Here is a 15121-nt window from a genome sequence, read left to right on the forward strand (position 1 = left end):
TGAGGCGCGCCGTGATCGTCATATATGAAAGTAGCGATTGAGACGCAGTCGCAAATCCATGATGATCGTTTGGAAAGGGGCTTACAATGACGAAGAAGGCAGCAGCCAACGCATGCCATGAGATGGGCGAAAGGCGCGGGCGCATCGGTGTGAGGCTGCTCACGGGCACTGCACTGGCCGCGACAGCCGCGTTGATCCTGATGGGGCATGCGCACGCTCGGGCCGATGAAACCGCCCCTGCAGCGCAAACGGCCGAAGCGCCGGTGGAGGTCTCCATATCCCCGCAGCCGATGGCGTCAGCCCTGAATGCGCTGTCCGAGCAGACGGGCCTGTCCTTCGTCTACGCCACACGCGATCTCGAAGGCGTTTCCTCCCGCGGCGCGTCAGGCCGCATGACCGCACGCGAAGCGCTCGACCGCTTGCTGGCCGGCAGCGGATTCACGGCACGCCAGGTATCGGCACGCACGGTGGCGATAGAGCCGGTGGCGTCCGCCCAGGTTCAGGATGGAGCCATCCAGCTCGGTGCGGTGCGCGTGGAAGGAACAGCCGACACTGTGATGGCGGACCCTTCGGGCGAGCCCTACCGGACATCGGGATCTTCCGCCTATATCTCGCAAGAACGGGTTCAGCGTTTCCGGGGTACTTCGGCGGGTGATTTTCTCAGCGGCGTCACCGGGGTGGTCAATGGCGACAATCGCAATTCCGGTGCGCTGGATGTCAATATCCGCGGCATGCAGGGCATGGACCGTGTTCCGGTCGTCATTGACGGATCCCTGCAGCAATCGACGGTCTACCGCGGCTATTCGGGCGTTGCGGGGCGGACATATCTCGATCCTGATCTGATAGGCTCGGTCAGGATCGAGAAGGGGCCCAGCGCCCAGGTCGACGGCGTCGGTGCGACTGGCGGCGTGGTCCGGGTCGACACAATAGGGATCGACGATCTGGTGGCCCGGGACGGTGAGTTCGGCTACCGCTTCCGCGCAGGTCTTGTTGGAAACACCGTGAGTCCGCCGGCTATTGGTGCGCTGGGCACCGGCAACGGGACGCCGGAGCGGTTCGACCGTCCCGAATTGCTTGAATTCAATAGTGGCAGCGTCAGCCTGGCCGTTGGCCGTCGGTTTGATCGCTTCGATATTGTGGCGGCGTTCGCCCGGCGCGATGTTGGCAATTATTTCGCCGGTGAGCGAGGGGAGGTGCCGCCTGGTGGCGGCACAAGCGTAACGGGTGGAGCGTTGCGGCGCTACAATCTCGGAGAGGAAGTGCTGAGCACGTCTCAGGACAACACATCCTATCTGCTGCGCGGCATCGTCCGGCCTAGTGACGATATGGCTCTGGACGTGTCGTATATGCGCTATGAGAGCGATTTCGGCGAAATGATGCCGTCGCAGATTGTCCGCTTTGGCGGCGCGATGCAAGCACCGCTTAGCCGCACCGAAGTTGACACCTACTCGGCCCGCTATCGCTGGCAGCCCCATGATCGCCGGTTTGTCGATCTGGAAGCCGGCTTCTGGGCGACACAAAACTTCACCAGCATCGAGACATTGTACAGGTATGAACTGGCCAACGGCAACGTCCTTAATAGCGATGTAGCCTATCAAAGCCAGTCTGACAGATGGGGTGTGAACCTCGCCAACACGTCCCGCTTGACGACAGTGATTGGGGCTCTCCAGCTGAACTATGGCGGTTCTTACACCCGGGAAAGGCTCTCACCGCCGGACGGCTGGGAGGATTACAAGGATAACTCGGACTATACGAATTTTGTCGAGCCACGTGACGGATGGCGCAATGAATACAGCGCTTTCATTGCAGGCGAACTTCGGCCGCAGGACTGGCTGACCCTCAGTGGCGCGCTGCGTTATACGGAAACGGAATCCCAAGACTATAACGAGGTCGATATTTCCCTCGGTTCCGGACAAGGCCGTGTCACCGGCTACAATCACGAGAAAAATAGTGCGCTGGCGCCGATGCTCTCCATCCTCGTCGAGCCGGTATCGGGCCTTCAGGTCTATGGTCGCTATGCCGAAGCGACACGCGCGCCCAGCCTCTTTGAATCCACGACTGGTTTCTCTTTCTATCCTGACCCGCGCAATCCGGTTCGCCCTGAACGGACGCGGAACACTGAGTTTGGGCTCAATTATCAGAGAGGGTCTCTGTTTGCGGACGAAGACCTGCTTCAGCTCAAGCTGGCATTCTTCCATAATGTGGTGGACGATTACATCACGCGCGGCACCGACGCGGACGGCTTTCCGGTGCCCATGGAAAATATCGACAGAGCCGAGTTCCAGGGTGTAGAGGCGTCGGGGCGGTATGATATGGGCCGCGTTTACGCCGAGTTCGGGGCAACAATCTACACCGACAAGCAATTTTGCGATCAGGACGGTGTTTGCCGCGAAGGTAACACCATTAACAGTTACATTCCGGCGCATATTCCTCCGGAGTTCAGCGCCTCTGCGACCTTTGGGCTGCGGTTGTTCGATGAAAGGCTCGATACCGGCCTGCGCTATACGCATATGGGCGAGCGCAACACCGACTTCGTCACCTGGGGCGGCTCAGTGAGCGTGATTGAATGGGGCGCTTACGACGTCGTGGACCTCTTTGCCACATACCGGGTCAATGACAGTATTTCGTTGGACGTTGCGGTCGATAACCTGACTGACCGCTACTACACTGACGCGCTTTCGCTCGGACTTATGCCATCGCCCGGGCGTACGCTGCGGCTGGGCGTGACCGCCGCATACGGGGCGGCGGCCGATGCGGAGTCCCGGCTGGTCCGGCGCGCCTCGATCGACAGTCTTCTTGATGCTGGCGGGCTTGGGGACCAGTTTGCGGGAGATTGGTCAGGGTTCTATCTGGGGGTTCAGGGGGGGCATGACTGGATCTCCAGCCGGGGTATGACGACCGACGCGGACGGCACAGCCAGCGTTACCGTGGCGTCTGAATCGACCGATGTCGCCGCTCGGGGCTCGGCGTTGGGCGTTTACGCAGGGCGCAACTGGCAAATCGGGAGCCGATGGGTGATCGGCATCGAAGGCGACGTGGCCCGGCTGAACGCCACTGCCAGCCAGTATGCGGTATCTCTTGAGTTGCTGCACTCCAATTATGGTCCCGATGAGACGCGTTATCAGGCGGGTTACCAATACTATTTCGAGGGACTGGCTACGCTGCGCGGCCGGCTTGGCTACGCGTCAGGTAATACACTGGTCTATGCCACAGCCGGCCCGGCATGGCTGCGTGAGCGCCAGGAACGAACGCAGTACCGGGACAGGAGCACCAATCGAAGCCCGGACTCTCCGTTTGGCCCTTATTCAGAGACTGCATTCATGGAGACCGCCCAACTGACGCGCAGCGGATGGACCGTGGGCGGCGGCGGGGAGATCGCGCTCGGCGCGCGCTGGTCGCTGAAGGCGGAATATCTTTACGCGCACTTCGAAAGAGCGGATTTCAATTTCGCCGATGCGCGCGCCGGGGTCGGTCGTACCTTCACCTATCAGGAGGTGGTCGGCTACGGCCCCCCGACCGTCATCGAAATCCCGGGCCTTGGACCGATCGAGTTTCCCAATCCGATCAGCGAGGAAAGGGTCTATCACGGGACGTCGGACATGGTGGTTGGCCGCCAGGCGCGCAACGATGCAGAGATCCACAACGTCCGCATCGGTCTGGCATACCGCTTCTGATTCCGGAGATAAGGTTATAGGGTATGGCAATTCCCCAACACCATCCTCATCGCTATGAGTCATGCTATCGCAAAGTCGAGCGACCGCCCGCCGCGATACGCCGCAGTTTCGTGCTCATGGCCGCTGCAATATCCGTCGTCTTCGCGGCGGGGGCGGCACCTGCGCCCGCGCCGCCCCCGCTCAGCGCTGAACCCGCGGCCGAGGCAGCCGGGTTGATCGACGCCCCTGAGCCGGCCCTGCCTTCCGAGACGGGGCCTGAGGCGGGGCCTGGGGCGGACGATCCTCCCATTGCCTCGCCGGCGCCGTCCGCCTTGCCCCACGACCTGTCACCTTGGGGAATGTTTCTCGCGGCGGACTGGGTGGTCAAGGCGGTGATGATCGGTCTGGCTCTGGCCTCGGTGCTCACCTGGACGGTGTTCCTGGTCAAGAGCGTCGAGATCGCGGGGCTGAAACGGCGCCTGCGTCAGGATCTGGACGCCGTGCGCCGCGCGCCCTCGCTGGGCGCTGCCGGACCGGCCCACGTGCTGGGCAAGGCGCTAATCAGGGAAGCGCGTGCGGAGCTGGAACTTTCCGGCGATGCGCTCAGCAAGGACGGCGTGAAAGAGCGCGTGGCGGCGGGGCTGTCGCGTCTTGAGGCGGGTTTCGCGCGCCAGCGGATGACCGGCATGGGGATGCTCGCCTCGGTGGGGGCCACGGCGCCCTTCGTGGGCCTGTTCGGGACCGTCTGGGGCATTATGAACAGTTTTATCGGCATCTCGCGGGCGAACACCACCAACCTGGCGGTGGTTGCGCCGGGCATCGCGGAGGCCTTGCTGGCCACAGCCCTTGGTCTCGCTGCGGCCATCCCCGCAGTGCTCATGTACAATCACTTCACCCGGCAGGTCGCGGGCGTCAGGGCGCAAGCGGGCGACCTGACGAGCGCCATCCTGCGCCTGGTGTCGCGGGATCTGGATCGCGGCGCGTCAGCGTTGGCCCGCCCGCAGGCAGCGGAGTAAGCCATGGCGGCCCGGCTGGATACTGACGACGATGATCTCACCGAAACCTCCGAGATCAATGTCACCCCCTTCATCGATGTCATGCTCGTTCTGCTGATCATTTTCATGGTGGCCGCGCCACTGGCCACGGTGGATATTGATGTCGATCTGCCCGCCTCGACCGCAGCGCGCGACGAGCCGCCAGAGGCCCCGATTTATCTGACCGTGCGCGCGGACCTCTCCTTGGTCCTGGGCGAAGAACCGGTCTCGGACGAGGCGCTGGAGGCCGCTCTGGACCGGGCCACGGACGCTGACAGGCAGGCGCGTATCTTCTTGCGCGCAGATCAGTCGGTCGCCTATGGCGATCTGATGGCCGTGATGAACGCCGTGCGCGATGCGGGCTATCTCAAGCTGGCGCTGGTCGGGCTTGAGGATACCGCACAGGCCAGAGCGGAGCGATGAGCCTGACCGCACCGGCCCAGGTCGATGACGATCCCGCGCGCGCGGTGTGGGCCATCAGCTTCGCGCTGGTCGCGGGCCTGCATGCTGGCGCCGGCGCGGCTGCGATACTCTTGCGTGCGCCGGTGGCCACCCCCGCCATGCCTGCAGCGGCCATCATGGTGGACCTGGCGCCGATCCCGTCCGCGCCTGTCGAGCCAGCAAGCGAGATTCCGCCTGGCCCCGACCAGGCCGAGTCGCTTCCCCAGCCGGAACCGGATCCCGAGCCAGATCCAGACCCTGAACCTGAACCTGAACCTGAACCTGAACCCGATCCCGCGCCGCGTCCCGATCCGGAGCCCCTTCCGGATGAGGCGCCAGAGCTTCCGGAAATGGAAACGGTCGAAGCAATTTTGCCGTCCGAACGGCTCCCGCCGCCTCCGAGCCGGTCTGCACAGCCTCCTGCGGCCCGGGAGCAGCTTTCTACGCCCCCCAGCGCCCTCGCACCACCAGGTGAGACCGCTGCCTCACCCGCCGAAGGCGCGCCGTCCCTGTCCCTGCAAGCGGCCGCAATATCCTGGCAGTCGGCCCTTTTGGGCCAGCTGGAACGCCATAAGCGCTATCCCGCCCAAGCACGGCGTCAGCGCCGTGAGGGGACCGCCCAACTGCGGTTCACGCTTGATCGTGAGGGGCGTGTGGTCAGCGGCGAGATCATGACGAGTTCAGGGTCAGACCTGCTGGACGCCGAAGCCTTGGCCCTGTTGGCGCGGGCCCAGCCTCTGCCTGCGCCTCCTGATCACATGCCCGGTGATGTCATCGAGATCATCGTACCTATCGAATTTTACCTGCGCTAGCGCTCCGGCGAGCCGGTGAACTCCAAACATGGTTGCTGCCTGGGTCGACCGCATCATTGACTACCTCCAACATATTTGCGAATGAGAGTCGTTCTCAAATATGTTCCAATGGCAGACAGAATGAATGAGGGATCCGATGACCATTCACGAGTTGACATACACACTGCGGCCCAGGCCAAGGCTGCTGCTTCTGGCCAGTTGCGCAATCGTAGCGGCTACACCGGCGGGATTTGCACAATCGGCGGCTTCCGATACGGATCAGGATGATGAGGCGATTGTGCTTGATCCGGTGCAGGTCATCGACCGCCGAACTGAATTCGGCGTCCAGGGTGATGACATCTATGTCACCCCCGGCGCGGTGAGCTCCACGAGTGGGGACGCGATTCAGGAGCGCTTCTTCGGCAATCCGCAAGAAGCCTTGCGATCAACGCCTGGTGTTTTCACCCGTCAGGTGAGCAGTCAGCCTGGTATTGAGGTCAATATTCGCGGTCTTTATGGATTTGGCCGGGTCAACGCCATGATCGACGGCGTTCCGCAGACATACCGCAATGTCGCTGGTCATGGCTCATCGGGCGGTTCGCTGCTGTACGTGCATCCTGAGCTTCTGGGCGGTGTCGACGTGGTGCGCGGCGCGGTGTCCGGCCCCCACGGGGCTGGTGTTCTCGCCGGCGCAGCCAATTTCCGCACTCTGGGCATCGACGATGTGATTATCGAGGGGCGCGATCAGGGGCTTTTGACGCGCATATCGGCGGGCACCAATGGCCGTGACATGTCTGGTGTTGTCGCGGGCGGCTACCGTTCTTCACCGGGCGAGGGGCAAGCTGGCACATTCGCCGTCATGGCCGCCGTGGCCAGGTCTGTTATCTCCACCTACGAGACAGGTGAGGGGATCGACCTTCCGAGAAGTATGGACAGCAATAACAGCCCCACCGGCGCGCTGCTGAGGGCCGAGTTCTCCCCCGGGTCCGGGCACAGCTTCGATATGGGCTACCGGTGGTACGACAACCGGTTCGAGTTCGCCAGCTACACCCAGAATCTCACCAATCAGACAGTAACCGCCAATTATGGCTTTCAGCCTGGCGGCGACCTGATCAATCTGCAGCTGGCCACGTATTATAATCAGACGGACATGGTCTACGACGATGCGGGAACTTATGCAGGCCGTGAAACCGAGAACCGCAGTTACGGCGCGAGCCTGACGAACACCATGCGCGTCCGTCCGGCCGGGGACCTGCCTGTCGTCATCACCGCCGGGGCCTCATTCGGGGTGGACGACTACACCGTCAATGAGATGCGGGGCGGCAACCCGCCCGGCGAACTGCTCAAGACCAGCGTATTCACCGACGCCTCATTGCAACGGGGCATAGTCACCGTGTCGGCCGGGCTGCGCTATGATTACTGGGAGATGTCCGGATACCAAGCACCGATCAGCCCGGGGTTTGGCGACTGTCCGGCCGGAGGCCCCGCATGCGGCGACCAGACGGTTGACCGTTCGGGCGGACGCCTGCTCCCAAGGGTGTCGGTCGCGATTGAAGCGCTCGAAGGGCTTCAGCTTTATGCCGGCTATGCTCACACCTTCCGCCCGCCCACCGTGCAGGAAATGCTGTTCTCGCTCGTCCCGATCGGGCCCGGCGTGGGAACAGGTGTGGCGAACAATCTCGATCTGGATCCGGAGACCAGCGAGAATCTTGATGCCGGCGTGAACTATCTCGGCCGTTCCGTGCTCTGGCAGAATGACTTCCTGGCGGTCAAAGCGGGCTACTTCCACAACCGTATCGAAAACTTCATCGTGAATGATTTCGTTCAGGTTCCCGGGCGTGGCTTAACGGCGATGTGGGTGAACCGGCCCGGCACCACCACCATGAAAGGCTGGGAGATAGAAGGCGTTTACGATGCAGGCCCGGCATACTTGCGGATCAGCTACACCAACGCCGACACCGATCAGCCGATTGGTGACGGCGCGGGGATCGGCAATGGTGACGCAGGTATACTGCCCGACACCTACTATACGGTAGGTGCGGGTGTGCGGCTCCTGGGTCACCGTCTGAATCTCGGCGCCCAGATGCGTCATGTCGGCCGGGGCAAGGCCGCTTTCTTTGGCGATTACAGGCCCACCGACGCTTATACCCTTTATGATCTCGATGCTGGCTTTGACATCACGGACGATGTGCGGGCCTTTTTCAACATCGAGAATGTCATGAATGAGGCCTACAGCATTGCAGGGGCGGGTATGGAAGGCCATGAGCGGCTGACCGGAAGAGGCCGCACCGCGATCATCGGATTGACTGCGAGGTTCTGATCTCTTCGCAAACACGGGTGGAGGGCACCGGAAACGGCACCTTAACAGGGAGCGGACGCCTGCCCTCCACCCGTATCAATCAGCAAGGGCTGCGCGAGCTTCGCAGCGGCCGACGGGTTGCCGCTCGCCTGCAGGTCCGCGATCTGGCGGGCGTCATGCCGCCGGAAACGGTGGCCAGGGTCTGGCGCTGTTCAAGCCCCAAGGTCAGCATGGCTTGGTCGACCACCAGCTTGTACATGGCGAGGTGGCTCTTCGGCATGCTCGCGATATGCCAGGCGAACCTATCCTGCCCGATTAGCGGCGGCGCGGCGTCCGGCTTTTTTGCGCGGATCGGTGCGACAACGACTTGCCAGCTACCCCAAGCAGCCGACGGAATGTGGGGCACTCCATATGGCTGGGTGCCGGGCACCGGGCGGCGTGTCGAAGGCCGTCGCGCATCGCAATCAGCTTGCGGATTGTGTGGTCAAGCTCCTCAGCTTTGGTTGCCAGTATCTCTCTGTCGATCTGGGGGGCGCCATTGGGCGCGAACATCCGGGCAATCTCGTCCAGGGAGAATCCGGCGCGTTGGCCAAGCGCGATGAGAGACAAGCGTTCGAGGATACCGGAATCGAAGGTTCGTCTGAGGCCACTCCGTCCGGCGGATATGATCAATCCCTTTTCTTCGTAGAAGCGCAGGGTCGATGCGGGCAGGCCCGAGCGGCGGGCGACTTCGACGATGTCCATCATGACCGCATCCGCATTTTCTGTCTTGACCTCAAGTTCACTTGAATTTGTAGCATGGGCAATATGAGCGGATCAACACGGGCGCGTTGGTCTCAATGCGAGGAACGGCGATGGTCGAAAACACCAATGAGGGAGTGAACCCGCTTCTGGCTGCAGCCCTGATCGGTATCGGTGCGACTGCCTTCATGGACCTCTGGGCGCTGTTCCTGAAGATCGGGTTCCAGCTGCCTGTTCGCAGTTATGACATGGTCGGCAGGTGGATCGGCCGCATGGCCCATGGCCAGCTCGTTCACATCAACATCGCGGCCAGCCCCGCTATCGCGCACGAGAACATTATCGGCTGGATCGTTCATTATCTCACGGGCATCGTTTTCGCAGCGGGGCTTCTGACCTTGTGGGGTCCGGGCTGGGTTTCGCGGCCAACGCTGTTTCCCGCCCTTTGCATTGGGTTGGTCACGATCCTTTTCCCATTTTTTGTGATGCAGCCTTGCCTGGGGTACGGCATCGCGGCGTCCAACCTCCCTCAGCCTGACGCGGCACGCCTTCGCAGTCTCATGGGGCATGCGTCGTTCGGGCTCGGGCTCTATGTCTCGGCAAGGATCGTCACCCTTTTCCTGCGCGCCGGCCAATTATGAACCATCAGGAGCAAGCAGATGACAGAAGGCTTCACCACGGCAGGATTCTGGGATGCGAGATACCAGGGCGAGGATTACGCCTATGGCCGCGCGCCGAACGATTTTCTGCGGTTACATTCATCGGTGTTCCCCAAGGGAGCCCGAATACTGAGCCTGGCGGAAGGGGAAGGGCGCAATGCGGTCTTTCTCGCTGAGCAGGGCTACAAGACACATTGCGTGGATTTTTCACCGGAAGGACAGAAGAAGACATTGCAACTGGCGAAGGTGCGCGGGGTCGCCGTTACCTACGATATCGGCGATCTGACGGCCTACGGCATGGGCAAGGAGCGGTGGGACGGCATTATCTCGATTTTCTGCCATCTTTCGCAGAATGATCGTCCGGGTCTTTACGCCTCGGTTGCGCGTGCGCTCAAGCCCGGCGGGGTTTTCCTTCTGGAGGCGTATCATCCTGACCAGATTGGCTTGGGGACCGGCGGACCGCGTGACGCGGCACATCTGCTGCGATCCGCCGAGTTGGAAGATGCGTTTGCCGGATTTGAAATCCTGGTCTCATCCGAGACCGTGCGACACGTGGAGGAGGGCGCCTATCATCAGGGGCAAAGCGCTGTGACACAGTTCATCGCCCGCAAGCCAGGTTGATCCATGTAACAAGGTCCGCTGGCTTCAGCCGTTGCGTGGACGGGGTTCCCAAGACGCTTGTGACGAGTGGTGTGTGGCGCGCCTGGCCGAGACGAGACGAGATGTGCGCGGGGCTGACTGGTGCGCTGTTTCTCGCCACTGTAACGGCCGTTATCGTTCCGCAGTGCAGCGTCCATGCAGCGTGGAACTGCCGGGAGTGCCGGTGGGGCCGCGCGCCGCGCATCGCGTCCACCCGTAAGGGTCTGCCGCAAGCTGGCCCTTGGCGCGACCCTGAGTGTCGGACAATCGGCACCGGAGGACAGCATGCAGGCGCGTTCAACCGTCATACTCGCGATCATCAGCTCGGCGGTTCTGGCTGGGGCAGGGCAGGCGCGTGCAGACGAGCAGGAGAGGGCGGACATATTCCGCTCCGTCATCGAGCAGACGGACGCCGCCGCTGAGCGGATCTCGGCGCTCCGGCCTCTGGTCGATGAGGGCGGTTTTGACATCTCCTCGGTAGTCGAAGGTTTTGATTTCGATGGTGACGAGCTCGCCCGCTTCGTTGCCGAAGGTGTTCGCTACGAGCCTTATGCCGGCCTTCTGCGTGGGGCACAGGCGACATTGTCAGCCCGCGCCGGGAACGCCATTGATCAGAGCCTGCTGCTGATGTCGCTTCTGGAAATGGCAGGCTATGACGCGCAGCTCCTGCGCGCCGGAGGTGCAAGCGGTGATCTTGCAGACCTGCTGGCGGATGCAGCCATGCGCCCGCGTCAGGCTGCGCCCGCCATCGCGGACGTATCGCGCCTGGAGGCCACGCTCGCCAATGCGCTCGGGTCCCGCGCCGGGGATGTCCCGGTCAGCGAGATTGCCCGCGCCCTCAGCGGCACGGCGCCGTCCCGTCTGGACGAAACCGTAACCGGGGCCGCAGGCCGTCTGGGCGGGCTGGTGAGCCGGGAGGGCACCGGCATCGACAGCCAGGACTATTACTGGGTGCGCTACCGTCTCGGTGCTGGCATGTCCTGGACGGAGACCCATCCCGCCCTGGCAGGAGCCAGCCCGCAGGGGCTGGAGCCGGATGAAGTTCTGACCGGCTCAGCACCGGACGACATGCTGCATTTCGTGGAGATCGCCATGGAGGCGGAAATCCTCAAAAATGGCCGGCTGCGCCGCGAGCCGTTGATGTCACCCTGGCGTCAGCCGGTGGCGGCGCTGTTCGACACGCCGGTCAGCGTGGGGCTTTTTGGCGAGATCGATCAGGACAGCGAAAGCCAGGCCGGAACGCTGTTCATGCCCTCGCTCAATGACGATACGCCGCCCGGCGCGATGGCCGTCACCTTGCGCGGCGCGACGCTGGACTCCGGCATCATGGGGCTGGACTCGCAGGGAATGTCGGGCGTTTTCAGCGCGCTGGGCGACACCCTGCAGGATGCCGGTGATCTGGTGGGCGGGCGTGATGAGGACCGTCCGTCGCGGGCCCTGACCGGCATCGTTCTTGAAGTGCGCTGGGTAAAGCCGTCCGGTGAAACACGCCGGGAAGAACGCTGGTTGATCGACCGGCTGGCGAACCGTCACGCAGACGGCGAAGAGCCCCGGCTCGATCTTGATTTCACGCTACGCGAACTCGCCCACCGGATGAATTTCCGGCGCGATGTCATCATCAGCGCGGGCGGCGGGCACGAGGCGCACAGGCTCGCTGCCGCTCTAGATGCCGAGGCGCTGCGCCTGCGCCACGGTGCGCATGTGCTTGCTGCCACGGACCCGGATACTGGCGAGCTGCGGATGAGTGAGGCCCAGCCGCTGAACCAGACGCACCTGCCTTTCCTGCTGAGCTTGCAGAGCGTGATGGATCAGGATGTCGCAAGCGTGCCCGATCATCATGTGTTCCGCGATGGCCCGCTTGTGCTGTCCGTTCACCGCTACCGCGATGCCGGCACTGACCAGGGCATCGCCTATATCGATATTCTCATGAACCCCTGGGCAGGTGTGGTCCGTGAAGATGGCGCTCTTCGCCACTGGCCTGAGGGAGCGCTGGCTCGCGGCATACTGGATACCCGCGTCGAGCTCGCTTTCGGCTCGGATGATGAGACAGGGGACTATTTCAGTGCGCTGGCTAATGCCGGTGAACTTGTGGTCGTCACACAGGCTTCCGACCTCGCGGACCTGCCCAGGGACGCGCGTATGGCGGCTGAGGCGGACATTGAAGAGGGGTTCGCGCTGGCGATGCTCCCCGGGACAAATGGTGCCGGGCGCCCGCAATGGTGGCGCGTGCGCGGCGACGGCAGCGAAGTGCTGGGCCGCAATGCGCTGGGTGGCCAGTCGACGACGGAATATATCGTCACATACGCCAGCGGGGCCTGGGCGCTATACAGCTATGCCAGTGACACCAAGGCCTGCGTGGACGGCTATGATGCCGGAAGCGGGCTGGGGTGCTGCCTGATGTATGCTGTTGTGTACAATGGCGGATCAGCGGCCATTGGCGCAGGCGCGAGTGCCGGGGTGAGAGCGGCAGGCGCCAGGACAGCAGGCGTGGCCACGCGCGATGTCGCAGGCGCGGTAACGAATCTGGGCGCGCTTGAACTTATTACCGCGCTGAGCGTCGAGCTTGGCCTTTACTCGGCGGCCGAGGCCGGCCGGGCGCTCGCGCCCGACCTGACACGTAACGGCATGTGCGGAGAGCCCAGCCGCTGATCGTCTCGTTGGAAGGGGCCAAGCGCGGGAAAGCCGCACATTCACACAAGGCATGTCCGGCTAAAGGGCCGGTTTGCGTTCTCCCTAAATAAAGGCGCGGGCCGCTAAAGCCCGCCAGAATGATTTAAGCACCAGGAAGGGGCATTGAATGTGGGATTTTTCACTAGGCGGAGCGATGGGGTTGATGGCGCGCACGCTGCCATTCCTGCTGCTGCGGCTGGCCGTCTATGCCGGGGTGGCGCTGGCCTTCCTCATCCTGACGACCATTGGGGCAGGTATGGGCTGGGCCATTGGCAGCCTCGGTGATGAGGGTTTCCGCGCCGGCTCTACCTTTCTTGGGGGGCTGATAGGCTTCTCCATTGTGGGCGGCTTTGCGTGGTTCGCGCGCGCCTATCTGCTTTATCTGGTGAAAGGGGCCCATATTGCCGTGCTGGTCGAACTGATTGACGGCAAGGACATTCCCGGCGGCAAGGGGCAGATCACCTATGGCCGGGAAGTTGTTCAGGCCCGCTTTGCGCAGTCTTCGGTCCTGTTCGGCCTCGACCTGCTGATCAAAGGCGTGATCCGGGCCGTTACCGGGCTGGCGCGCGGCATGCTGCGCGTGCTGCCGATACCGGGCGCCAAGCCGCTGGCGGGCGCGCTGAACGCTTTCCTGAAAGTGGCGGTCGGTTTTCTCGATGAGGTTATTCTGGCCTATGCCATCCGCACCGGTTCGACCAATGCGTGGGGCTCTGCGCGCACCGCTTTGATCCTCTACGGGCAGAACTGGAAGCCGATGATGAAGAACGCCGCCTGGCTGGCGCTGTTCATTTATCTTCTGTCCTTCGTGATCTTCCTCATCATGCTCCTGCCTGCCAGCCTGTTCGTGTGGCTGATGCCGGGCAACGCGGCCATTGTCGGGCTGGTCTTTGCGCTCATTCTGGCCTGGGCCGTCAAGGCAGCCCTGCTCGAACCGCTGGCGGTAACCTGCATGATGCAGGTCTACTTCAAGACTATCGAAGGTCAGGTTCCCGATCCTGAGTGGGAGCGGCGTCTCGCCAGCATGTCGGGCCAGTTCCGCAAGCTGACGGACAAAGCCTTCTCAGGCAGCCAGGAGCCGCAGGCTGATGGCGGCCAGCCGCCATCCTCACCACCGCAGGAGCAGGGGGCGGCCCCTTAACCGGGCATGAGGCGCAGCGCCGTGCCGGAAAAAAGCCGGTGCGGTGCCGCTGCGCTTCAGGGGGCAGGGACGTTTAAGGGCAGAACGCGCCCGGCTCGGCAAATTGCGGTCCGCGTGCGCACTCGTAAGCGGTCGCGGTGAACACAACACCGCCAGCGAGTACGGCTGCCCGCTCCCAGATCGCCGACACGGAATCGTCCAGCAATCCGTGCTGGCGGTAGCTGGCATCCACCCCGGCATCCTGTCCGAGCCCGCTTTCAATAACCGCTTCTATATCAGGGTCAGGCACAAAACTGACCGAAGGCACGGCGCCGTCGGTTTCGGGTTCCGCAATGGCGTCAAAAATCAGGTGCGCCACGGAAGCGGGCGGGACGGGGCCGTCTGCCGGCACCGGCTGTAGCCAGTTTTGCGGGGTGTCGGCCTGCGCCATGGCGCTCCAGCGTGCGAGATCGTCTATGCCCGGATCTGCAGACAGGCATGGCTGTCCGAGGCATTGTTCGCGCCCGGCGTCGTCTTCATTCAACGTTCTGCGTCCTGCGGCCACGATCAGCGCCCGGTTGCCTCTCAACGGACGCGTCACCAGCCGCCATGCCGTGTGCGGTCCCTCTCCGAACGCTTCGGGTGGGGCGACATTATCTTCGCCATAGGCCTCTTCCAGCGACCGCCGGACTGCCGGGCCGAGATTGAAGCGCGTGACCTCGACAAAGCTGTACGCGCTGCGGGCACCGCCCGGAGATGCATCGAACCAGACACTGGCGTGCGTTATGCGGTAACGCGTTCTTTCCAGAGGCGCCTCGCCAAGCTGCAGAGCCAGCACAGCCATGGTGAGCGGATCGACGCTGGCGGCAGGCAGCAGCGCCGATCGCGCTGCGTCATTGCCTTCAAGCGCCGCATTGATTGCATCGGCCAGCTCGTCGGCATCAACAGGGTCGAAGCCTCCGCTCTGGACGTAGCCATCGATAGTCGCGTCGTCCGGACTGGTGGCGTGATTGGCCAGAAGAGCGAGCACAAGCGTAGCCGTCAGCATGGGGTGTCCTCCTGATGAGACGCCGGTCAAGG

The 15121-nt window shown here is 63.0% G+C and carries 11 protein-coding genes; 9 read left to right on the forward strand and 2 right to left on the reverse strand.

The features are described 5' to 3' along the window. Window positions 1–86: 86 nt before the first annotated feature. The 5 genes from X907_RS05240 to X907_RS05260 all read left to right on the forward strand — a co-directional run bounded on the left by X907_RS05240 (window position 87) and on the right by X907_RS05260 (window position 8239). On the forward strand, window positions 87–3674 hold the full coding sequence (locus X907_RS05240) for a TonB-dependent receptor domain-containing protein (RefSeq protein WP_127565965.1): 3588 nt from the start codon (window positions 87–89) through the stop codon (window positions 3672–3674). A 116-nt stretch (window positions 3675–3790) separates the two neighbouring features. Beyond that, window positions 3791–4669, forward strand: coding sequence for a tonB-system energizer ExbB (gene exbB, locus X907_RS05245; RefSeq protein WP_188393606.1), 879 nt, complete (start codon window positions 3791–3793; stop codon window positions 4667–4669). A gap of 3 nt (window positions 4670–4672) precedes the next feature. After that, window positions 4673–5110, forward strand: coding sequence for a TonB system transport protein ExbD (gene exbD, locus X907_RS05250; RefSeq protein WP_127565967.1), 438 nt, complete (start codon window positions 4673–4675; stop codon window positions 5108–5110). Beyond that, a complete protein-coding gene (locus X907_RS05255) occupies window positions 5107–5940 on the forward strand; it encodes a TonB family protein (RefSeq protein WP_127565968.1) in 834 nt (277 codons plus the stop codon). Before exbD ends, X907_RS05255 begins: the two co-directional genes overlap by 4 nt. Window positions 5941–6076: 136 nt before the next feature. After that, a complete protein-coding gene (locus tag X907_RS05260; RefSeq protein WP_170175467.1) occupies window positions 6077–8239 on the forward strand; it encodes a TonB-dependent receptor domain-containing protein in 2163 nt (720 codons plus the stop codon). 294 nt (window positions 8240–8533) lie between these two features. Here the strand turns inward: X907_RS05260 and X907_RS05265 are convergent, their stop codons facing one another. Continuing rightward, window positions 8534–8962 (reverse strand): helix-turn-helix domain-containing protein, encoded by a 429-nt coding sequence (locus X907_RS05265; RefSeq protein WP_127569343.1) that lies wholly within the window; start codon window positions 8960–8962, stop codon window positions 8534–8536. Between the two features lie 110 nt (window positions 8963–9072). Between X907_RS05265 and X907_RS05270 the strand changes: the two genes are divergently transcribed. The 4 genes from X907_RS05270 to X907_RS05285 all read left to right on the forward strand — a co-directional run bounded on the left by X907_RS05270 (window position 9073) and on the right by X907_RS05285 (window position 14062). Further along, entirely contained in the window at window positions 9073–9597 is a 525-nt protein-coding gene (locus X907_RS05270) for a DUF2938 domain-containing protein (RefSeq protein WP_127565970.1), read from the forward strand. Window positions 9598–9615: 18 nt separating this feature from the next. Then, entirely contained in the window at window positions 9616–10236 is a 621-nt protein-coding gene (locus X907_RS05275) for an SAM-dependent methyltransferase (RefSeq protein WP_127565971.1), read from the forward strand. A 303-nt stretch (window positions 10237–10539) separates the two neighbouring features. Continuing rightward, window positions 10540–12903, forward strand: a complete 2364-nt coding sequence (locus X907_RS05280; protein WP_127565972.1) for a hypothetical protein — start codon at window positions 10540–10542, stop codon at window positions 12901–12903. A gap of 148 nt (window positions 12904–13051) precedes the next feature. After that, entirely contained in the window at window positions 13052–14062 is a 1011-nt protein-coding gene (locus X907_RS05285; protein ID WP_127565973.1) for a hypothetical protein, read from the forward strand. 73 nt (window positions 14063–14135) lie between these two features. On the opposite strand, the gene X907_RS05290 is transcribed toward X907_RS05285, so the two are convergent. Further along, window positions 14136–15089: a hypothetical protein gene (locus tag X907_RS05290; RefSeq protein ID WP_127565974.1), complete on the reverse strand. Its 954-nt coding sequence runs from the start codon at window positions 15087–15089 to the stop codon at window positions 14136–14138. Window positions 15090–15121 lie beyond the last annotated feature (32 nt).

Origin of the sequence: Glycocaulis alkaliphilus (assembly GCF_004000605.1) — a bacterium.
Classification (GTDB): Bacteria; Pseudomonadota; Alphaproteobacteria; order Caulobacterales; family Maricaulaceae; genus Glycocaulis; species Glycocaulis alkaliphilus.